Origin of the sequence: Nostoc sp., assembly GCF_036917815.1 — a bacterium.
Taxonomy (GTDB): domain Bacteria; phylum Cyanobacteriota; class Cyanobacteriia; order Cyanobacteriales; family Nostocaceae; genus Nostoc.
The window spans coordinates 1-20,961 of the sequence record NZ_JBALEK010000065.1 but is presented as its reverse complement, the minus strand read 5'-3'; the positions used below and the strand labels follow the sequence as shown (position 1 = coordinate 20,961).

Here is a 20,961-nt window from a genome sequence, read left to right as displayed (position 1 = left end):
AATGAAGTCACTGAAGCTCAAGGCTAGCCGTATGTATGGATATAGATGCGAGTATTGCCAAGGAACTGTTCAACCCCGAACTGTCAAGCGCGAGGCATTTAAACATAGAGATGGATTTGTCATCCTTGAAGATGTGACAATTGGTGTTTGTGATACCTGTGGCACAGATAAGACTGATATATTTAAGGTAAATTATTATCATCTAAGTAATTTTGAAAGAGTGTAAGAACATTTTTCTAGAAAATCGGACTAGGTTTAGGCTGGTTTTTCAAGCAAGTGATATAATGGTAGTTAATTATTATTTATCAACTAGAATATGCTAAAATACCTAACAATTACAGAAGCACAAGAGCAACTTCTAGATTTACCAGACGATTTAAAAGAAGATCCAATAATTATTACCAAACATGGTAAACCAGTAATAGCTGCAATTAGTTTTGAGAAATATGAATCTTTACTAGAAACTCTGGAAATTTTATCTGATAAAGAATTTACCCAAGAATTACAAGAAAGTATAGCTCAAGGTGAGAGAGGAGAAACTATTAGTTGGAATGATGCCAAACTCAAACTCGGACTCTGATATACCACAGTCTGATAATATTGAATTTGAAATTCAGTTAACACCTCTAGCATTAGAGATGTTAGAAAATATTAAAGATAAACGTCACCAGAAAGTTTTAAGTTCACGTATTGATAAGTTAAAAACAGATCCAGAAAAATAGGGAAAACCTTTAACTGGAAAGCTTATCAATTATCGTAGTGTTAGGGCTGTTGGTCAGCGCTATCGTATACTTTACAAAGTAGAAATTGATAAAGTGGTAGTATTGGTTGTTGGTGTAGGCTTACGAAAAGAAGGTGATAAAGGGGATATTTATAATCTATTGCAGAAATTAATATAAAAATTTATCTAATTGTCACTGTTTGTGAAGTCACTGAAGCTTAAGGCTAGCCGTATGTATGGATATAGATGCGAGTATTGCGAAGGAGCTGTTCAACCTCGAATTGTCAAGCGCGAGGCATTTAAACATAGAGATGGATTTGTCATCCTCGAAGATGTGACGATTAGTGTTTGTGATACCTGTGGCAATCGGTACTATTCTGCCGATATTATTCATGCGGTTCATGCTGTTGCAACTGGAGCGAAACCCCCTGAAAGAACCGAACAAATTCCGGTCACTCATCTAGAATCAGCATAATCAACGCTGTGTAACGTTAGATCCTCAAGTTGTTGGTAAAGACAGATCGCTAGTCAGCAGGGATTATTGCAGAAAGCGATCGCTAAAGCACAGCATATATTTACGGTGCGATCGCGATCGCTCATTAATTCCATCATAATAATATATAGTGCGTCACCGAACAGCCCGTCTTAGACATAGCTCCTCGCCGTCGGTATTCTGATGAGTTTTTTCACTTAAAATGGTGAATAATCTAAATAGAGGTTTTCTATGAGCATCAGCCTCACACCCGACCAAGAACGATTTATTCAAACCAAGCTCCAGGCTGGGAAATATCGCTCCGCAGAAGAAGCCCTTGAAATTGCTTTAAGATTACTGGATGAATACGATCGCGCTGATGCTGAATGGGTGGAAGATGTGCGAGAAAAAATTGATGCGGCGATTTTCGCTTCAGACCAAACACCATCTATTGATGGGGAGACATTCGTAAACCAAATTCTAAAGCGGTTTCGACAAGGACATCAGGTGCAAGCATGAGTCGCTACATCATCAACATTCTTGCTAGTCGAGATATCAATGAAAATTATTTAAGGTAAATAATTTTCATCTAATAATTGTACAAGAGTGTAAGGACACTTTTCTAGAAAAATAGTTAAATCGGTTGGGAGGGGGTAAACACAGTTTATTGCAAAAACGTTTAGTTGCAGTGATTGATACATTGGAAAGTGACTACGAAGCTTTTCCTGAATTACGCTGTACCTGCGGTAATCGTTCAGTAGTTCCTGATGTGGTTGTTATCTCCACCAATCAAGTACCACTGGATGAAAGCGGTGAAATTATTAGCAGTGATGTTGATTTTGCACCCCCTTGGGTAATAGAAATTCTTTGCCCTACTCAAAGCCAAACTAAAGTAACTGGCAATATTTTGCACTGTTTGAGAAATGGCAGTCAGCTAGGATGGTTGATTGATCCAAGTGAACGCTCTATTTTAGTTTATCAGCCTAATTCTTTACCAGATTTGCTAGCAGGAAAAGATATATTACCAGTGTTAGAAGATTTGAATTTTACCCTCTCTGTCGATGAAGTTTTTGCTTGGTTACAGCGAAAAATTTGACATCATTACCTAAGTGTACTGTAAAATTTGTGGGATGATTTATGTAAATAATTTTAGTTTATTCCACTGTAAATCAACAAAAGCCTGTTGGGATTGTTCAGATAAAGCGATCGCTCGGATGATTTCAGTTGGCTAATGGTGCGATCGCTCATTCACTACAAATACTACAAATACTTCTGCAACAATAACCGTAACTTTTCCTTGGTCGCTGCGGGTGCTTTATCCAACTGAGTCAAAATCGCATACTGCAACGCCGAATGCGCCTCACTGGTTGGCGGATTTTCACTCAACCGGCGTACAGTTTCTTGAATCACCTTTTGAGCATTCACAGCATTTCGCAGCAAATTGCCAATTACTAACTCTACTGTCACACTATCATGATCTGGATGCCAGCAATCGTAATCTGTCACCAGCGCTAAGGTTGCATAAGCAATTTCTGCTTCCCTGGCCAACTTCGCCTCTGGTAAATTCGTCATCCCAATGATTGTTGCACCCCAACTGCGGTAAAGATGCGATTCTGCCTTAGTGGAAAAAGCCGGGCCTTCCATGCACACATAAGTACCGCCGCGATGGAGAGTGACTTCTGGTAAATTGAGAGATGCGATCGCATCTGCCAACACAGTAGCCAAATTCTGACAAATCGGATCGCCAAAGGCAATGTGAGCAACAATTCCCTCACCGAAAAACGTTGAAATCCGATTTTTTGTCCTGTCAATAAACTGATCTGGCACCACCATGTCCAGTGGTTTGGCCTCTGCTTTCAAGGAACCCACAGCACTAGCTGAGATTAAATACTTCACACCCAATTGCTTCATCGCATAGATATTAGCGCGAAATGGTAACTCAGAGGGTAAAAGCGTGTGATTGCGTCCATGACGCGCCAAAAAAGCTACCTTTGTACCATCTAAAGTCCCCAGAATCAAAGCATCAGATGGTGAACCAAAAGGAGTCTCAACTTGCACCTCTTCGACATCTTTGAGCGCGTCCATTTTATAAAGACCGCTACCACCAATAATTCCAATACTAGCTTGAGCCATGATTCTGAACCTGTTTCTTGCTGATCTGCTAAGTTATTTTATCGTGGATGTCTTGTATTCTTGACTCAACGCTTAGAAGTGAGGAAAACATATTGATTCTGTTAATTCGCGCTCGTGCTACTCCTGAACAAATAGAGCAGATGCTCCAAGAACACAAGTTCTACATCAAACTTGCAGTTGATATCGAGCGTCGGGTAATAGTTGGAGGTGGTGATATGCACGCTGACTGTAAAGAAGTTTTGTTGAATGAGGGCAGTAGGCAACAAAATATTTGGGCTGCCAGTTTTATGCCTGTAACTGGGAAAGTTATTTATGAGTCAATGGTAAATCTTCGCCCTCGCCAAAACCGATCAATGGAGATACTTGACTCTAATATTAAAGAAAGGATGGCTCAAATCATCAAGGAGTTTTTCGGTAACTTATGACAGACTTTACCTTGAAGCAACAAAGCTTTGTGCAGAATGATATCCCCACTCGTTTGGGTCACTTAGCAGCAAATTTATCTCAAATTAAAACCTTGTGGCTTGAAGGGTCGCATCAGGACTCGATTATACAACTTGTTAAAGAGAGTAGGTATTTTATTGAGTGGATTGTCCCAGATATGGTAAAAGCAGACGACATCGACCGAGCAGCAGAGTTAGTTGACTTAGTTCGGGTTTTGACGCGCTGGCTGTTTAAGTGGGATACAATCTGGTCGGATGCTACAGAAAAGCTATCTGCTGCTCAACAAACAGAAAATTGGTTGAAGCGCGTTGTAGAAATATCGGGTAGACAACCGGAATCACTGAGCGCTTGACTTCCGAATTTTAGTTTTGGGCAAACTCTCGAATCTCCTGAACCTCCCACCGGATCTTGCATCCAAACGAAAACTGCTATATTAATTTTTCGCAATCAAATTTCCGATAATTTTTGGACATGAATGGTTACGATTAGCCCTTAAATTAATCGTCACCATAGCGTGCGATCGCAGCTTCATGTATACAAATATTAAGTAAATGCACTCCTCAGCAGCGAGAGAAAGTAAGGGTTATACTTTTGGGAAAAGGCTTATTTTAACCCCTGCTTTTAACATTTTCATAAATCAATGACTCTCAATTTTCGTTTCGCGGTAGTCAGCGACTTACACCTGGCACTTCCCCATACAATTTGGGATCATCCCAGCCGGTTTCATTTGGTGGAAGTCAGTATCTCAGCATTTAAAAGTGTACTAGAACATTTAATACAACTCGATTTAGATTTCCTGTTGTTACCAGGAGATTTAACCCAGCACGGCGAACCAGAAAACCACGCCTGGTTACAACAATGTTTAGCCCAGCTACCTTTTCCGGTGTATGTTGTTCCTGGGAATCATGACGTTCCTGTGCTGTTGGCTGATCAGCAATCAATTGCTTTTGCGGATTTTCCCTACTATTACACGAAGTTTGGCTATGAAGATCCACGGCAGATTTACTACATTCGTCAGTTGCTACCTGGAGTTAAGCTGATTGGACTGAATTCTAACTCCTTTAATGACCAGGGGGAGCAAGTGGGGTATTTGGATGCCAAACAGCTACGGTGGTTAGAAGAAGTGCTAGCGGCATCTGGTGATGAATTAGTTCTGGTGATGGTGCATCATAATGTGGTCGAGCATTTGCCCAATCAATCGAACCATCCACTAGCAAATCGCTATATGTTGTCCAATTCAGCAGAACTGTTAGAGTTGCTGAGGCGCTACGGAGTCAAGCTAGTGTTTACGGGGCATTTGCACGTTCAGGATATTGCTTACTCAGATGGAATATATGATATTACCACTGGCTCTTTAGTTAGCTATCCTCACCCTTACCGCGTGCTAGAGTTTCATCGGGATAATCAAGGTAAAGAATGGTTGCAAATTTTATCCCATCGCGTTGAGTCAGTCCCTGAGTTCCCCGACTTGCAACAGTCGTCAAGGCAGTGGATGGGCGATCGCTCTTTCCCCTTCCTAATCAAGTTACTAACTCACTCTCCATTAAACTTACCATTATCACAGGCAAAAAAATTAGCTCCTGGTTTGCGCGACTTCTGGGCAACTATTGCCGATGGAGATGCAGTATTAGATTACCCTGATTTTCCCCTAGAAGTGCAGCGCTACATTGAGACTTATGGTGCATCACAGTCTAACCCTGGCATTGCCACTAGTGGAAATTCGACTCTGATTGATAATAACACCACACTTTTGCTTGATAGGAGTTAGGAGTTTGGAGTTAGAACCTGATTCATTACTCAGCACTCATCACTCAGTACTCATTTTGGCGACAAATTCCAAATGCTGAAGTGTAGGCGTGTAAGAAGGTTCTGCCACCAACAGGACCAATTTCACCGCCACAGAAAAAGCCACCTACGGGAATATCGTTAAGGTAGCGCTGAAATAGTTCAGAATCGAAGTTGGGTTTACCATAAAGTCCTTCACCTCGTCCCAAACAGGCAAACATTAAAGCAGCTACGGCAGAGGGTTCAGATTCTCGTTGGTGTTGATAACTTTGGAGGAGTAATTCTAGGTCGTCAGCAGAGGCTTGGGCATCGCGGAGGTGGAATTGCAGCCTTTGACCAGGACGGACGCGATCGCCAATTGCGATCGCCCCAGCAGTTGGATCGACCCCAAGAATAGCACGAATTAAAAAGTCCCCTTGTTGCAAAGCTAGCTTAAATTCATCCATTGCCACACCAACAAACAGAGAATGCTGTGCTAACATCCGTTCTTGTTCGCTGAGACTGGCAATCAAATCTCGCAATACCACCAGAGGCACTTTCTCATCTAACTCTAGAATAATATTGCGATCGGCTTTTGTGACTTGCAATGGTTTACCAATCGGTCGGCATCCTTGGGCTACAATCGTTTCCAAAACAATATTGCCAGTCAAAGCTATACCAACAGTGCCCTCTCGATACAGATTTTGGTGTTCCTCACCGCTAGCATCGTTACAAAATAGGGCAACACGACCACCCATACCCCCACCACTAGCCTGTCCCCCCACAATCACCGATCCTGGATAAGCAAAATCTAGTCCCTGCAACAAATCGTTGATTCCAGAGGCGAAAGAACTAGACAGCAAAATAAACTGGGGTGTTGGTGATGCTGGCACACCGATCAAATCAAGCCAAGCATCTGGTGAACTGTCTAAGTCAGGTAATTCTTCAGCAACAACATGAAAAACTTGAACCTTAACTCCTGGAAGGTGTGCTAAAGTCAAGCTAATAGCTGGTTCGGATTCTAACTCTTGGGTATCTCCGCTAACTGTCGTCCCAATCACACCTCCACCACTACAGCCAATTAGCACAGGCACAGAAAGTTTCTCAGCTAACAAAGGTAACAGTCGGGAATACTCACTCGTAAAAGCAGACGAAATGAATACCAGTCCTAGATCCGCAGGTGCTGTTAACGATGAAACAGCCCGTTCCACCACATCTGTAACAGCCGCTTCCAAAGAATGACGGGTTGATAGGGCGTTGGCCCACTGCATTTGGTCTGCCATGAGTTTTGAGCTTCTTTCTCTTTTTGGGCTAATAGGTTTTGATTTTTTATTTTGGGAAGAATTGCATCTTATAAGAATTGACGCCAGCCCTTTGTCTCCTCCATCCCAAGAAGTTGGGGTTGTCATTCCCTAATATAGGCATCTAAATATATTGTATGATTATTTATCTATCCTACAGATTCCATAAAATCTTAAAAAATAAAGGTAAACTCACATCTTGCACCTAGCCCTGGCGATTAGAAATCGCGGCTATACAAACGAAGTCCGCCTGCGCGGACTAACGCAAAATCAATGTTTTCAACCCGCGCAGGCGGGTTTTGCCTGTGTAGCCGCGACTTCCAGTCGCCTGGTGCAAGATATAAGTAAATGCATTGTAAGTGCGCCAGTTTGCTGTATTGGTTATAAATCAATAGCCTAAAATACTAACTTAATGATCAGCTAAATGGTTAGAATGGTTAGTAATCAACCCAAAAAATGCTATTTCTGAACTTTTTCTATACTAGTATTAACAACACACAACGAGATTAAAGCAATGACCAACATCCAAGAAACAGCAAAAAGCGACATCCAAGAGAAAATCCAAGAAGAAGTAGAACAAGCGCGTGCTGTCTGTGATATTAACGGTGGCAACTCACCAGAGTGTGCAGCTGCTTGGGATGCAGTAGAAGAGTTGCAAGCCGAAGCTTCCCACAAGCGTCAAAGCAAGCCAAAAAATTCTCTAGAACAGTATTGTGATGACAACCCAGATGCAATTGAATGCCGGGTTTACGACGACTAGGAATTGAGGTAACTGAATTTTCTGTTGTTTGGTCAGCAAGCAACCAGGATTGACCAAAAAAGACGCCGAGAGTGGGGGACGCGGAGACTCAAAAGAAAATCGCCGAACGGCACGGAAGCCACTTGGCTTGAGACAGTGGAGGAAGTGCCAACGGCGAATTTATTCGCCTTCAATATTTATCCGTGATCCGGGTATTCAATATATCTTTTAATGACAATTAATTATGGCTGCCAACAAGTTTTAATTAGTCCAAACAGTGAATTAAAGGCTGTTTTGGAATATGTGTGTTCTGTTGCTAATAATCTAACAAATTGCGGGATTTACTATAGCCATCAACTAGATTTTAAAACTGGGAAGTTTCCATCATCAGCAGACTTGCACAAACAGTTAGGTACAAGAGAGCAAAATAAACATTACCAAGCTTTATACTCAGATACCGCACAGCAAATATTAACTACTGTGGCTGAGTCTTTTAAGTCTTATGTTGGACTATTGAAAGGTATCGCAAAGGGGACAACATCGCCAAAACCTAGATTACCTAACTACCGTCAACCTGGAGGTCTAGCACTAGCTACTTTTACCGCACGTTCCATTAAATTAAAAGATGGGATGCTTCGTTTTCCTTTAGGAACCAGGGTAAAAGCTTGGTTTGGAATAGATGCGTTTCATCTCCCAATACCGTCAAACCTTGATTTTCCAGCTATCAGAGAGATTAGAATACTACCAAGAAACCGCCAATTTTATGCAGAATTTGTTTATCAACTATCAGCAGTTAGTGTTGATGTTGATCAAAGTAAAGTACTAGGAATTGACCACGGCTTAGATAACTGGTTGACTTGTGTCTCTAACCTTGGTACATCCTTTATCGTTGATGGATTACACCTGAAAAGCATTAATCAGTGGTATAACAAGTCAATCGCTAAAATCAAGGAGGGTAAGCCCCAAGGCTTTTGGTCAAAAAAACTTAGCTTCATTATAGAAAAGCGCAATCGTCAGATGCGTAGCGCCATAAATAAAGCAGCAAGAATTGTAATCGACCATTGTATAGATAATCAAATCGGTACTGTTGTCTTTGGTTGGAATAACGGACAAAAAGACAGTCCTAATATGGGTAAAAAGAATAATCAAAAGTTTGTTCAAATACCTACTGCAAAACTCAAAGACCGCATTGCCCAATTGTGTGAACAACACAGCATTGATTTTATTGAGACAGAAGAAAGCTATACCTCTAAGACATCATTTCTAGATCATGATGTTCTACCTAAATATGGTGAAAAACCCGTGGGGTGGAAGGCTAGCGGCAGAAGATTAACTCGCGGTATTTATCAATCCTTGAGTGGGATCAAAATAAACGCTGATTGCAATGGGGCGGCAAATATACTTAGAAAAGTAGCTGCAATGTTTAAGTTTGACTTAAGCGGAGTAAGTAGAGGTGCTTTAAGTGCGCCTAAGAAAGTTCTTTTGTGGACTCTTCAGAAATCCTCGTACCTTCAGGTCGGGGAAGCTTAACCCCACAGTTTAGTCAAATAGTATGAGTTGGCAAACCACTTGCTTGTACAAAGAAGTCAAAGTACTGCTTTGAGGTAGCCACTGGGCTTTGATTAAACTATTATCAAGAAGAATTCAGGATGAATTGGAGTCCGACTGACTCCTGAATAAAAATTAGGTAGTAGTATAAAAAGCTACTTGATTAATTACGACTTCTGACTTCTTTTTGATCTATTGTTTGAGAAAATTATGGACTATAACATTTGGTTTCGCCCTTTCGTCTGGATTGATTACCGACTGACAGTATTATTCCTGGTAGTTATGCCGCTAATTCTTCTAATTTGGGCATTTGTGCAAAAAACGGAAGCCATACAACGCTTGTTGACTATATATTGGCGAATATCAATCCTGGTGGTAATTACGATTTACTTAATGATTGCCCAGTATCCGGTTAGCTTTATCTCTGGGTTGATGGCTCGGATTTTGATCCCGCTTTCGCTGTGGTTCTGGGTGGATCTCAACGATGAAATTGAGTATCAAACCAGTGGATCTTTGAAATTTATTTTTGCCTCTTGGCGCTGGGCAACAACTGTTTATTGTTTTTTGGGCACACTCGCCTTTATCCCTTTTTTGGGTTGTGCTTTTTCTGGCAATGTGCTGAAAACTTCCTACTGTCAGGTCTGGTTCGAGGTTCCGTTGCTATTCAAAGAATATTTCCATGCTAATAGCAAGGCTGAGTTCTTAGGTTTTCTTGGCATAACTGCTTTAGTAATTTATGTGCTTTACTTAAGCTACTTTATTTTGATTAAGCTCGGCAAACAGGGACGTTCAGCTACACCACAGTAACCGTTGCTGCGTTACCGTACCCCATACTCTTAAAAAAATGAATTCCATAGGCAAGCGACTGGAACAATACACTGCTAAATGCACCAAAGAAGTCCTAATTGTAACGGTGGAAATTGCTGATGAGCAAGATACAATTGCTATTTTCAAAGGCTTTTCCAGTTCTTTGATGCGTCCTACAGCATTTGATGCAGATGTACCAGTTATGCCAGATGGGGCAAACATTCTCAATATTGACCGAGTAGCGAGTCCTTACAATCCTGAAGCACCTCGTTATATTCAACAAGGACTCTCTTGGTCAGCTATGGAAGCTCTATTATCAGAAGTGGGAGTCTAAGTAATTCGTAATTTGTAACATACATCAGTATGACGATAATTAGTCAAGCAAAACTGGATGATACTGAAGACATTAAAGTTTTTTATAGTCTTTGTGGTTATGGAGGTGGTCTGAGCAAGGAAGATTTGATACTGATTGCTCAATTAGAGGAAAAAATTGTTGGTGCAGTACGTTTGTGTCCAGATGCTGGGTTCTTTGTGCTTCGAGGGATGCAGGTTCTAGCTCAGTTTCAGCAGCAAGGGATTGGTAGACAGCTACTTCAGGCATGTACTGAGCAACTTGTTGATCAAGTCTGTTACTGTATTCCGTGGCAGCATCTGCGATCCTTCTATCAAGAAGTAGGGTTTCAAGAAGTTGCACCCGTCGGAGTTCCAGACCTCTTGCGTGAACGATTTGATAACTATATTTCCAAAGGAATGAACGTCGTTCTAATGGTACGACACCAGAAGAGATTCTATGAAGAGGGAAGTTGAAAATGAATTACCACGACATTATTACGATTGAACCTGGAAAACGCAGTGGTAAACCCTGTATCCGGGGAATGCGAATCACTGTTTATGATATTTTGGAGTATCTTGCTGGTGGAATGACTGAAGCAGAAATCCTAGAGGATTTTTCTGAATTAACTTCTGAAGACATCAAAGCGTGTCTAGCTTTTGCTGCCGATCGTGAGAAGAAGTTGTTTGTGGTAAGCTAATCGGCATTTAAGTTGCATAATCAAGGCGCTCATGTTGCCCACCCCACAAGATATTGAGAAAATTTGAATATGCAAATTAGTGGATATCATGCCAAATTGGGCAATTAAACTTAAGTAGAATTAAGCGCAAGCATTAGCAGGGAAAACTCAACTGTGGTCATTTTTGTTGATGTCGATGACACTCTTGTTCGATCGGTTGGAACCAAACGAATTCCAATACCCAGTGTCATTGAAGTAGTTCGACAGTTAAAGGCGCAAGGAGCAGTACTGTACTGCTGGAGCAGTGGAGGCAGTAATTACGCTCGTGCTTCAGCAAAGGAGTTTGGATTAGAGGATTGCTTCGTCGGTTATCTCCCAAAGCCAGAAGCAATGATTGACGATCAACCATTTCCGGCTTGGCGAAGTTTACGCCATGTGTATCCATTGCAAGCTAACAGTTTGCTCAGTGAGTAGGACTCTTGACGACTGTGATAGAGCGATCGCCCAGTTTGATAAGATGGTTGGCATAGTTGGAGCTTGAACGCAGCCGAACAACTGCGCTGCAATTGGTTCTCGCTATGTTCGTCGATTCGGTGGACGCACGAAAAGAGCCGCACGATCGCCGGAATCGTCAACGGGGATTTTGAACCTCAGATATGATTTAGACATGGAGTTTGAGTGGGATAAATCAAAAGCAACAGCTAACCTAACAAAACACGGTGTCAGCTTTGAAGAAGCTAAGACCGTTTTTGATAATGTACTGGCAGTTATTTTTGATGATGAAGCTCACTCAGTGGGTGAGAAGCGAGAGATTATTATTGGGCACTCCCGAAACAATCGCTTGCTATTAATTTCTTTCACCGAACGTTCTAATGCCATTCGCATTATCAGTGCCCGTTTAGCCACTCGAAGGGAGTGTGAAGATTATGAACAAAACGCCTTTTGAGGAGTCATACAATTCAAATGACGAGTTTCTAGCTGAGTACCACTTTGATTATAAAAAGGCGAAGCCCAACCGCTTTGCCGCTCAAAGTAGAAGAAAGCAACTGCTAAAAGTTGTGGTTCTAGATGAAGATGTAGCTCAAGTTTTTACAACACCAGAATCGGTCAATAAGGTGCTAAGGGCACTAATTGAGTCAATGCCACAAGTTACAGACGGCGACACAGTCTAACCGCAAGCCTTTAACCATAGCGTTGGTATATAGGACTAGTATTTGATTTTTGAAATGCACGTAGTGGACTGTCTACGCAAAATAGTGCATTAGATGTAGGTTGGGTGAAGCGGAGCGCAACCCAATATATATCAGGATGTTGGCTTTGGCAAAGCCTCCACCCAACCTACAATTTTTTTGCTAATTGAGTCAATGCCACAAGTCACAGACGGCGACACAGTATAACCGCAAGCCTTTAAGCATAGCATTGGTATATCTATTAGCTTACGCCATGTGTATCCATTGCAGGCTGACAGTTTGCTCAGTGAGTAGGATTCTGGACGACTGTGATAGTGCGATCGCCCAGTTTGATAAGATGCTTGGCATAGTTGGAGAAGTTCATAAGTCGTTCACCCTATGACAACCAAGAAATGCGGTGTGTAGTTCGGCAAGTCTGCTTAGTCGGGACTCAACATGGGATAGCGATATTTGTTAGTAACCCAATCTTTGCTTTGCTATTTCGATAAACTCTTTGGCACTACTTTTTGTCCCATTTCGTTGAAGTCTTAATACCGCTTCGTGTATTGCATCTTCATCAGTACGATGATTTAGAATATATTCTTTAAGTTTTTTATGCGTCATTTCTTGAAAGTTTTCTTTGCTCATAAATACCTCACTTTGCCGTTGCGGTCTATTAAAATCTCGAATTCATCGCCAGCTATAATGTAAACTTCTTTAGTTCGGATATCGAAAGTAATCAAGTCTATAGATACTAGCATTTTAGTTAACTCACAGCTGATCCTCTAGCACTGTTTTAACTGTTCTGAGCTTGGTTATCTGGAGGACACCAAGTAACAACAGTAGAATAAGGCGTTGCAACGGAATGTACCAATCTGGTCTGCTCAGATGCAAAGGTAATCTCCATCCAGTTAGCTCAGTCGTTACCCTGAAGGAAGCAAGCTACAGTTAGGGTCTAAATTACCGTCTGAAACTGTCTTCTCTACGAGACGGTGCGCGTAGCTTGCTTCCCTGCAAGGGTACAATTTTGAAGAATTCTTTTGACTTTTAAATTTAAAAAATGTCCCGTTCTGGATACACACTACCAGTATTTGCCTGTGCTGCTGCTGTTGCAGCTTTACATTGGTTACGCGATCGCCAACCTCTAACTTTAGCATCTATAGATTTAATTGAACCCGCTCAAATCGCAGAAATCCCCATTGAACAGGTAGCAGGACTATCTGAGAACACAGCTTTGGCGATCGCTCGCAGCGATCCTGGTGATAATCTTGACCTGACTAAAAATACACCAATTTGGGTATTGGTGGAATGGAGGGAAGTTGGGGAAGCAATAATTATTAAAGGTGGCGAAGGGATTGGTAGGCAATTAAATGCTGATGACAAGCCAGCTATTTATGCTTATGCTCAAAAGCTGTTGCAAGAGAATTTGCAACGAATGCTAGCACCTGGGCAAAAAATCACGGTGACGATTATTCTACCTGAAGGGCGATCGCTAGCTGTTAGGACTTCCAATTCTGCCTTTGGTGTGGTTGAAGGACTTTCCCTTTTAGGGACAACCGGCATTTCTCAACCCTTAAGTACACCAGATCAGCTTGCAGTTTTTCGGGCCCAATTACAAAATAAAGCCAGTCGTTTTGAGAGTTTAGTATTCTGTATCGGGGAAAATGGCCTAGATTTGGCGCGTAAACTAGGGATTAATCCTGAGCAATTGGTCAAAACTGCTAACTGGCTTGGCCCAATGTTAGTAGAAGCTGATGTGCTAGGCGTGAAAGAAATCTTATTATTTGGCTATCACGGTAAGCTGATGAAACTGGCTGGAGGGATTTTTCACACCCATCACTACTTAGCTGATGGACGCCGGGAAATTTTGGCAGCGCAGTGTGCGATCGCAGGTTTAAAATTACGAGATATCCAAGCTGTATTTAATAGTGCAACCGCCGAAGCAGCACTAATATACCTAAAATCCCTAGATGCTGAAACTGGTAGTGATTGGGTAAACCAAGTTTACAATGCGATCGCAGAAACTATTGATGTCCGTTCCCAAGAATACATTCAAAGTCATACTGAAAGAGGCACAGCAGTTACAGTGTGTGGCTCGATTCTTTTTGATCGCGATCGCAAAATTATCGTGAAGAGTAAAACTGCTGCTCTGTTGATCGAAAAATTATGTTAATTTATTATGAATAATCGTAAACAATCCAAATAAATAATCCCTTCAGTAACCACTCTAGGGTAGATTTATCCTTTTAATACCATCTCCCACTCCGATACTTGACAAACGCACATAAACTCGCGTTTGTCAACGCTTTCTACACCATTATCAGCCTATCCAGGCTGAATAATAGCATCACCATAGACCACAAAGCATCTATTTATCCTTAACAGAGATAACTCTCCCGTCATGAATACAGCGGTGACTCTACCAACAGAACAAGCGCCCCAAATATTGGAAAATTTTGGGAGACTTGATCGCCAATTGATTGTAATTCTGGATTTTGGCTCTCAATATTCCGAGCTGATTGCCCGTCGCATCCGCGAGACTCAAGTATACTCGGAAGTTTTATCCTATCGCACTACTTCTGCACATTTGCGCCAACTCAATCCTAAGGGAATCATCCTCTCTGGTGGTCCGAGTTCGGTTTATGGTGATAACGCTCCCCATTGTGACCCAGAAATCTGGAATTTGGGAATACCCATCTTGGGTGTTTGTTATGGGATGCAGCTGATGGTGAACCAACTCGGTGGGGAAGTGGCAAAGGCCGATCGAGCTGAGTATGGCAAAGCCTCATTATATATTGATGATCCCACAGATTTGCTCACTAATGTCGAAGATGGCACCACCATGTGGATGAGTCATGGAGACTCAGTTACCCAAATGCCATCAGGGTTTGAATTGCTGGCACATACAGAAAATACTCCCTGTGCTGCCATTGCCGACCACGAAAGGAAACTTTACGGCGTTCAATTCCATCCAGAGGTGGTGCATTCTGTTGGCGGTATAGCACTAATTCGTAATTTTGTCTATCACATCTGCGATTGCGAACCCACTTGGACAACAGCCGCTTTTGTCGAAGATGCAATTCGGGAAATTCGCGCCAGAGTTGGTGAAAAGCGGGTGCTATTGGCGCTGTCTGGGGGAGTGGATTCTTCTACCCTGGCCTTCTTGCTGTATAAAGCGATTGGCGATCAACTGACTTGTGTATTTATCGATCAAGGTTTTATGCGAAAGTATGAGCCAGAGCGATTGGTAAAGCTGTTTCAAGAGCAGTTTCACATTCCTGTAGAGTATGTGAATGCTCGCGATCGCTTTTTAGCTAGAGTTGCTGATGTCACAGATCCTGAAGAAAAACGCCGCCGCATCGGACACGAATTTATCAGTGTATTTGAGGAAACATCCAAGCGCCTCGGTCAGTTTGACTATCTAGCTCAAGGAACTCTTTATCCAGATGTCATCGAATCTGCTGACACCAACGTTGATCCCCAAACTGGTGAGCGGGTAGCGGTGAAAATTAAGAGTCATCATAATGTTGGCGGTTTGCCCAAAGACCTCAGATTTAAATTGGTAGAACCACTGCGGAAGCTATTTAAAGATGAAGTCCGCAAGGTTGGGCGTTCCATTGGTTTACCAGAAGAAATTGTTCAACGGCAACCTTTTCCTGGTCCTGGTTTGGCAATTCGCATTCTAGGGGAAGTCACATCTGAGCGGTTAAACATCTTACGCGATGCCGATTTGATTGTCCGGCAAGAAATTAATCAACGCGGTATGTATCATGATTTCTGGCAAGCATTTGCTGTATTGCTACCAATTCGTAGTGTTGGCGTTATGGGGGATCAACGTACTTACGCTTACCCGATTGTTTTGCGGATTGTTACCAGTGAAGATGGTATGACTGCTGATTGGGCAAGAGTGCCTTACGATGTCCTGGAAGTGATTTCCACTCGGATTGTGAATGAGGTGAAAGGGGTGAACCGGGTGGTTTATGACATCACCTCTAAGCCGCCTGGAACCATTGAGTGGGAATAATCAAGTTTTGAGTATTTACTCTTGATTCCTGATTTCTGATGTATTTAAAAATGGCAATGCCGACCTAATTTGTTTTAAGCTTCGGTATTGTCTATTTTTTTTGACTTTCGTGGATATCTAAATTTAATCAAAGTCTTGTGGCGCAAGCAGGATTCGACTGAGCGCTTACGCCGAAGTCTTGCCCGCCATAATTATGCAAGTTCAAAGTGGAACAGCTTATTACTACTTTTAATTTTTAAAGCCTTCACCAAAATCCAAACCTGTTAGTAATAAAGCAGTCAGTAATTAGCAAGATTATTCTGTAATTCCAACTATTCGTTACAGTTAATTTTTTAAACGTAAATAGATCTAAACACTAACATAATTTTATCAAGTCAATTATAAATGCCAGCGAACAATTAGCCGCAAATTGGATGATGGCTGCACAAATTGAGTTATTGTCTAGGAAAGTAGGCGCGATCGCAGTAAAATTACCAATGGTATGGTTACTGATAAAAAACAAGCAGCTCGTTAGAAATAACTTTTATTTGATCAACATTAATGGAGATGTTATGGAACCTGCTCTTCCCCTTGCTGGCTTAAACATCCTCGTAGTTGATGATGATGACGATAGCCGCTTTTACATTACTACGGTGTTAGAAGCTGATGGAGCCACCATCATGGCAGTTGCATCGGCGGCGGTAGCATTGAAAGTACTACCTGAGTTGCAACCAGATGTCTTAATTTGTGATATTGCTATGCCTGGTGAAGATGGCTACACCCTCATCCGCAAAATCCGAGCGTTGAAGCCTGATATTTGGGGAAAACTCCCCGCGATCGCCTTAACTGCTTATGGCGATAGCGAATATCGTAGCCGTGCCCTGGAAGCGGGCTTTCAAACTCATGTCGCTAAACCAGTTGATCCAGGAGAACTAGTTGCGATCGTTGCTAACTTGGTTGCTTCTTGTAATAGTTAATATCAGTATAAAACAGGCATCTCCATAAATTAGATACCAGCCCAAGCTACATAAGGGTTTTAGATTGTTTCTCGGAGATGTTTAATAATTTGTTATTGTTCAAGCATCAAAAGAGAGTTATTATCTCCACAGTTCTACTACCCCATCACGCTTCTAAGGATTTAATTTACATGAATAAGGAAACTTTTGCACATCCCTCTGTAAACTACAAATTTGATGAAGAGAATTTTGCTGTAGAAGATGAGTCCCTCTCCCTTAAATACTTCGAGCAACAAATCATCGATTCGCAAAAGTACTGGCGGCGCTTCGGTGGCCGTCCCGACTTCTCCGGTAAAGTCGTCCTTGAGATCGGCTGTGGACATGGCGCTTTATCCATTGATGCAGCCATTTCGGGAGCGCAGCAGGTGATTGGTATTGATCTCATTAGCGATCGCATCAGATTTGCCCGCCGGATCGTAGCGGAACGCTTCCCAAATATCGCCAACAAAATAGAGTTTCATCAGTTGGACATTGACAAGATGACGACGCTTGACGGCAAGGTTGATGTCATAATTTCCAAAGACACTTTTGAACACATCATGGGTATAGATAGAGTTCTTCTCTCAATCAGAAGGCTTCTAAAGGAAGGGGGCTTGCTGATAACTGGTTTTAGTCCACTCTACTACAGCCCTTTTGGGGATCATGGACTTCACGCAATCGGACAGCCCATCAAGCTACCGTGGGCGCATCTGATTATTGGCGATGCGCGTGTTGTCACAGCCTACAATAAACACCATCCCGGAGTCGAATGCCATTCGGTCTATGAGCTTGGACTCAATAAACTCAAGCGCCGCGAGTTTCTGCAAGCCTTTGATCAAGCCGGATTTGCGATTGTTAGCGAGACCGTAAATGCTCTTCAAGGAGCTTCCAAATTGATGCCATTGCTTCGCCTTCTGAATAAAGTTCCTGGACTTGAAGACTACACAACTGTCAATATGTACGTTATAGCCCGTAAAATGTAGTAGCTCGTCCAAGGATATTAAATACGAGACGCAAGCGCGAACAATCAGTGGCGAGTCAGAATCCCCCACTGATAGCGCCGGCGGCAAGCGAGCGAGTCCGCGTACCCTTACAGGGAAGCAAGCTACGCTTTTAGCGTCTCGTAGAGAGCGTCTTGATTCTGAATTCTTCTTCAATGAGTACGTGCAACTAAGCTTGTTTGATATTTCTAGGGCAACTGAGGCGCCCCCACTGTACCTGTACTCAGGTCAGTGGTGGGTAGTTTACTCTTTATTGTTAAAAAATTGGTAATTCGTAATCCGCTACAGGTATAAGGTTTTCGAGCTTCAGAACAGGGCGTGATTTGGAATTGATCAGACTACTTTGCTCCAGTTTCAAAGCTAATTTGCTCAGACTTATATCCTGGTGGCTCGACGTGAATTAAAATTCTCACCGGACGGAACCGTTCTTCTAATCGGCTTTCTACTTCTTCGGTGATGTGGTGAGCGGTTTCTACGTCTGGTGCATCTACTATTAAATGCATTTCAATGAACACTTGACGACCAAGAACACCGCGAGAAGCAATATCATGACAGTTAATTACACCTGGAACAGAAGTAGCGATCGCATGAATTACTTCTGGTGCGATCGCCATTTGATCTACAAGCCAAGGCAAATTCTCTTTTAAAACTGACCAGCCACTCCAAAATACCAACAAGGCCACGGGAAAAGCTAACACCAAATCCATCCATTGATAACCTAGCCAAACTCCGATCAATCCCGCAATTACAGAGATTGTCACCCAAATATCGCTCATGGTATGTGTAGCATCGGCTATGAGAATTGAGCTACCTACCCGCTTACCCACAGCACGTTCATAAAACGCCACAAAAATATTCACGCCCAGCACAATTAGTAATAACCACAACTCAGGTGGCGATATTCTCACAGGTTCACCACCACCTTTGAGAATTCGCTCAATTGCTCCTTGCAAAATTTCAAAACAGGCTATTCCTAAAAATGAGGCAATTCCTAGAGCGCCTACTGCTTCAAATTTGTGGTGTCCGTAGGGATGCTCACGATCGGGTTGTGGAGAAGAAAATTTACTCGCAATTAATCCTAAAACGTTGTTGGCGCTATCTGTCACACTATGCAAGGCATCAGCTAGCAAACTCAAGGAACCTGTCCAGTGGCCTACAAGTGCTTTCAATCCTAGTACAAACAGGTTAAGCAGTAGCGTAATAATTAAAACCTTTCGGACTTCGGCGCGGTTATCGTAAGTCATAGATAATTTATCACATCAAGTTCTATGACTTCTAATGTATAACTCTAAACACAAATAAATACAAATAAAGTGTATCAAAGTCTTACACAGTAAGAATTAAGTATCTCTATAGTCTCTAGATTTTATACCGATTTATTGAGATTCTTTTTAACTAACAGCAGCTACAAACTGGACAGGTATTAGTAATAGCTTTACAGATAACAGCATATTTTTAGCATTAATTACAGGAATATTTTAATTAATTTTGTTATTTATATATCCACTTAGGTCATACCGAATTGTTTCAAAGATATGATGACGACCATCAGTGATATGTACAGGACTTACGCAAACAATAGCCAAAAAGAATGATTTTCAGGTAGGGGCAATTCATGAATTGCCCCTACCGCGTGTAGTTTTGCGTAGGTCTTAATGTACTTACTCCGAATAACTGAGCAGCTTAATGAGTTTTATTTACACTCAGAAGATAAGTAAGTCGGTGAGAAAAATTCAATGTATATGAAGAAATATAAATTAGCTGTAGGGTGTGTTATGCCTTATAGCAACGCACCTGAGATTGTTGACGGTGCGGCGCTTGGCGACAACACACCCTACATGAAAATTCCTTAACATAGCTGGAAATCTTAGCACCGACTTACTTACCTGAGTTTTCACATTATTAGGACTTACGCACAGGTAACGGAAAACGAACCACAGAGGACACAGAGGTCACGGAGGAATGAGAGTTTAAGAGGGTTTTTGCGTAAGTCCTAATTATGTAGAAAAGTCCATCAAAAACCTAACCCCTTCCCGCGTCGGGAAGGGGGAAAATTCAAAGTCTTTCTCCTTTTAGGAGAGAGATTTTCCAGATGCAGTGAAAAGTCAGAGAAGACACGGGGAACTATCAGAGTGCAATTAAGACCCCTTCTTCCGGTAATATTAGTACTTATCAAGAAGCTTTAATAAAAAACCTAATGTCTTCAACTCCTCTAACATTGAACCTTCTAGAAGGTTCTGTCTCCTTCAGCTTTTCACCCCAAGCAGCACGAGAATTAAAAACAGCGACGGATCAATTAATGGAGCGCCTGAAAGCTGTCGCCGCTAAACCCACTCCTGGCGGCGGTAAAGTCACTCCCCAGCCTCCCCTGGAATATCGTTATACGGGTGAAGTATTTTTAGAAATTTTCTGTAATCCTAATATCTGGCCAACGCCCTTCGCAGCCAAAGTTTTGCTGACTGTCCGCAACCTCAACATCCGCTTGACTACAGAAGCTGAACTTACTCGCATCATTGAAGACATTAATCAGTATTTAGAGCAAGTAGGATAATAATATAATTTTTCGATGGTTTTCGAGATTTTTTCAGAAAAAATACTATACAAATTTTAGATTTTGCCGAGGTTCTCGACGCTTGGTAGCGCGACTTAGCAACCTTTTCAAGACGGATTTTGAATTTGAACAGCAAACAGACTTTTTGCTTGAGAATTGCGAGTCAAAAGTGAAGTTCCTACACTTATCTATTCGGTTGACACTACCCGGCGTGAACGCACGGGGATTCTGTAATCTCCGTCAGAATTTGCTCTAACAGGCTTGCGCCAGCTAGCGTAGAGATTCCAACTCCTACAGCGTTAC

Annotated in this window: 27 protein-coding genes; 22 read left to right on the top strand and 5 right to left on the bottom strand. The window is 42.0% G+C overall.

Annotation, left to right across the window (positions count from 1 at the left end; all coding sequences use genetic code 11):
- The first annotated feature begins 1 nt into the window (after position 1).
- The 5 genes from V7K97_RS20115 to V7K97_RS20095 all read left to right on the top strand — a co-directional run bounded on the left by V7K97_RS20115 (position 2) and on the right by V7K97_RS20095 (position 2,289).
- Positions 2-226, top strand: coding sequence for a YgiT-type zinc finger protein (locus tag V7K97_RS20115; protein WP_334802768.1), 225 nt, complete (start codon positions 2-4; stop codon positions 224-226).
- 90 nt (positions 227-316) lie between these two features.
- On the top strand, positions 317-580 hold the full coding sequence (locus V7K97_RS20110; protein ID WP_196521428.1) for a type II toxin-antitoxin system Phd/YefM family antitoxin: 264 nt from the start codon (positions 317-319) through the stop codon (positions 578-580).
- Positions 581-953: 373 nt separating this feature from the next.
- Positions 954-1,196 carry a YgiT-type zinc finger protein gene (locus V7K97_RS20105; RefSeq protein ID WP_334802766.1) on the top strand — a complete coding sequence of 81 codons (243 nt, stop codon included), beginning with the start codon at positions 954-956 and terminating at the stop codon, positions 1,194-1,196.
- Positions 1,197-1,445: 249 nt separating this feature from the next.
- Positions 1,446-1,712: a ribbon-helix-helix domain-containing protein gene (locus V7K97_RS20100; protein WP_334802765.1), complete on the top strand. Its 267-nt coding sequence runs from the start codon at positions 1,446-1,448 to the stop codon at positions 1,710-1,712.
- A 148-nt stretch (positions 1,713-1,860) separates the two neighbouring features.
- On the top strand, positions 1,861-2,289 hold the full coding sequence (locus V7K97_RS20095) for a Uma2 family endonuclease (protein ID WP_334802764.1): 429 nt from the start codon (positions 1,861-1,863) through the stop codon (positions 2,287-2,289).
- Between the two features lie 164 nt (positions 2,290-2,453).
- Here the strand turns inward: V7K97_RS20095 and V7K97_RS20090 are convergent, their stop codons facing one another.
- Positions 2,454-3,326, bottom strand: coding sequence for an S-methyl-5'-thioadenosine phosphorylase (locus V7K97_RS20090; protein WP_334802763.1), 873 nt, complete (start codon positions 3,324-3,326; stop codon positions 2,454-2,456).
- A gap of 92 nt (positions 3,327-3,418) precedes the next feature.
- Here V7K97_RS20090 and V7K97_RS20085 point away from each other — a divergent pair, with 92 nt between their 5' ends.
- The 3 genes from V7K97_RS20085 to V7K97_RS20075 all read left to right on the top strand — a co-directional run bounded on the left by V7K97_RS20085 (position 3,419) and on the right by V7K97_RS20075 (position 5,538).
- Entirely contained in the window at positions 3,419-3,751 is a 333-nt protein-coding gene (locus V7K97_RS20085) for a DUF5674 family protein (RefSeq protein WP_334802762.1), read from the top strand.
- Positions 3,748-4,122 carry a hypothetical protein gene (locus tag V7K97_RS20080; RefSeq protein ID WP_334802761.1) on the top strand — a complete coding sequence of 125 codons (375 nt, stop codon included), beginning with the start codon at positions 3,748-3,750 and terminating at the stop codon, positions 4,120-4,122. The genes V7K97_RS20085 and V7K97_RS20080 overlap by 4 nt, the downstream gene beginning before the upstream one ends.
- A 288-nt stretch (positions 4,123-4,410) precedes the next feature.
- Positions 4,411-5,538 carry a metallophosphoesterase family protein gene (locus V7K97_RS20075; RefSeq protein ID WP_334802759.1) on the top strand — a complete coding sequence of 376 codons (1,128 nt, stop codon included), beginning with the start codon at positions 4,411-4,413 and terminating at the stop codon, positions 5,536-5,538.
- Between the two features lie 43 nt (positions 5,539-5,581).
- Here the strand turns inward: V7K97_RS20075 and V7K97_RS20070 are convergent, their stop codons facing one another.
- Positions 5,582-6,817 carry an FIST signal transduction protein gene (locus V7K97_RS20070; RefSeq protein WP_334802757.1) on the bottom strand — a complete coding sequence of 412 codons (1,236 nt, stop codon included), beginning with the start codon at positions 6,815-6,817 and terminating at the stop codon, positions 5,582-5,584.
- Between the two features lie 532 nt (positions 6,818-7,349).
- Between V7K97_RS20070 and V7K97_RS20065 the strand changes: the two genes are divergently transcribed.
- The 9 genes from V7K97_RS20065 (at position 7,350) to V7K97_RS20025 (ending at position 12,111) form a co-directional block, all read left to right on the top strand.
- Positions 7,350-7,595 (top strand): Calvin cycle protein CP12, encoded by a 246-nt coding sequence (locus V7K97_RS20065; RefSeq protein WP_334802756.1) that lies wholly within the window; start codon positions 7,350-7,352, stop codon positions 7,593-7,595.
- Positions 7,596-7,805: 210 nt separating this feature from the next.
- The gene (locus tag V7K97_RS20060) at positions 7,806-9,104 is read left to right on the top strand and encodes an RNA-guided endonuclease InsQ/TnpB family protein (RefSeq protein WP_334802755.1); all 1,299 of its coding nucleotides are present in this window, start codon (positions 7,806-7,808) and stop codon (positions 9,102-9,104) included.
- A 228-nt stretch (positions 9,105-9,332) separates the two neighbouring features.
- The gene (locus V7K97_RS20055; RefSeq protein ID WP_334802754.1) at positions 9,333-9,929 is read left to right on the top strand and encodes a DUF3177 family protein; all 597 of its coding nucleotides are present in this window, start codon (positions 9,333-9,335) and stop codon (positions 9,927-9,929) included.
- A 37-nt stretch (positions 9,930-9,966) separates the two neighbouring features.
- Positions 9,967-10,263, top strand: coding sequence for a DUF7734 family protein (locus tag V7K97_RS20050; protein ID WP_334802753.1), 297 nt, complete (start codon positions 9,967-9,969; stop codon positions 10,261-10,263).
- 29 nt (positions 10,264-10,292) lie between these two features.
- Entirely contained in the window at positions 10,293-10,736 is a 444-nt protein-coding gene (locus V7K97_RS20045; protein ID WP_334802752.1) for a GNAT family N-acetyltransferase, read from the top strand.
- A 2-nt stretch (positions 10,737-10,738) separates the two neighbouring features.
- Positions 10,739-10,960, top strand: a complete 222-nt coding sequence (locus V7K97_RS20040) for a DUF433 domain-containing protein (RefSeq protein WP_334802751.1) — start codon at positions 10,739-10,741, stop codon at positions 10,958-10,960.
- A gap of 153 nt (positions 10,961-11,113) precedes the next feature.
- Entirely contained in the window at positions 11,114-11,413 is a 300-nt protein-coding gene (locus V7K97_RS20035; protein WP_334802750.1) for a DUF705 domain-containing protein, read from the top strand.
- 193 nt (positions 11,414-11,606) lie between these two features.
- Positions 11,607-11,885 (top strand): BrnT family toxin, encoded by a 279-nt coding sequence (locus V7K97_RS20030; protein ID WP_334802749.1) that lies wholly within the window; start codon positions 11,607-11,609, stop codon positions 11,883-11,885.
- The gene (locus V7K97_RS20025) at positions 11,866-12,111 is read left to right on the top strand and encodes a hypothetical protein (protein ID WP_334802748.1); all 246 of its coding nucleotides are present in this window, start codon (positions 11,866-11,868) and stop codon (positions 12,109-12,111) included. The genes V7K97_RS20030 and V7K97_RS20025 overlap by 20 nt, the downstream gene beginning before the upstream one ends.
- A 471-nt stretch (positions 12,112-12,582) precedes the next feature.
- Here V7K97_RS20025 and V7K97_RS20020 read toward each other — a convergent pair whose 3' ends face one another.
- Together V7K97_RS20020 and V7K97_RS32130 are read right to left on the bottom strand one after the other, a co-directional pair.
- Positions 12,583-12,756, bottom strand: a complete 174-nt coding sequence (locus V7K97_RS20020) for a DUF6887 family protein (RefSeq protein ID WP_334780900.1) — start codon at positions 12,754-12,756, stop codon at positions 12,583-12,585.
- Complete coding sequence (locus tag V7K97_RS32130; RefSeq protein ID WP_442936879.1) at positions 12,753-12,890, bottom strand: DUF6888 family protein; 138 nt, start codon at positions 12,888-12,890, stop codon at positions 12,753-12,755. The genes V7K97_RS20020 and V7K97_RS32130 overlap by 4 nt, the downstream gene beginning before the upstream one ends.
- 278 nt (positions 12,891-13,168) lie before the next feature.
- On the opposite strand from V7K97_RS32130, the gene cbiD reads away from it, so the two are divergent.
- From cbiD to V7K97_RS20000, 4 genes are all read left to right on the top strand, one after another.
- Positions 13,169-14,281, top strand: coding sequence for a cobalt-precorrin-5B (C(1))-methyltransferase CbiD (cbiD, locus tag V7K97_RS20015; RefSeq protein ID WP_334802747.1), 1,113 nt, complete (start codon positions 13,169-13,171; stop codon positions 14,279-14,281).
- Between the two features lie 228 nt (positions 14,282-14,509).
- Entirely contained in the window at positions 14,510-16,132 is a 1,623-nt protein-coding gene (gene guaA, locus V7K97_RS20010; protein WP_334802746.1) for a glutamine-hydrolyzing GMP synthase, read from the top strand.
- A 551-nt stretch (positions 16,133-16,683) separates the two neighbouring features.
- Positions 16,684-17,088, top strand: a complete 405-nt coding sequence (locus V7K97_RS20005) for a response regulator (protein WP_334802745.1) — start codon at positions 16,684-16,686, stop codon at positions 17,086-17,088.
- 170 nt (positions 17,089-17,258) lie between these two features.
- Positions 17,259-18,089, top strand: coding sequence for a class I SAM-dependent methyltransferase (locus tag V7K97_RS20000; RefSeq protein WP_334802744.1), 831 nt, complete (start codon positions 17,259-17,261; stop codon positions 18,087-18,089).
- Between the two features lie 356 nt (positions 18,090-18,445).
- Here V7K97_RS20000 and V7K97_RS19995 read toward each other — a convergent pair whose 3' ends face one another.
- On the bottom strand, positions 18,446-19,351 hold the full coding sequence (locus V7K97_RS19995) for a cation diffusion facilitator family transporter (protein WP_334802743.1): 906 nt from the start codon (positions 19,349-19,351) through the stop codon (positions 18,446-18,448).
- A 953-nt stretch (positions 19,352-20,304) separates the two neighbouring features.
- Between V7K97_RS19995 and V7K97_RS19990 the strand changes: the two genes are divergently transcribed.
- The gene (locus tag V7K97_RS19990) at positions 20,305-20,658 is read left to right on the top strand and encodes a hypothetical protein (RefSeq protein ID WP_334802742.1); all 354 of its coding nucleotides are present in this window, start codon (positions 20,305-20,307) and stop codon (positions 20,656-20,658) included.
- Positions 20,659-20,961 lie beyond the last annotated feature (303 nt).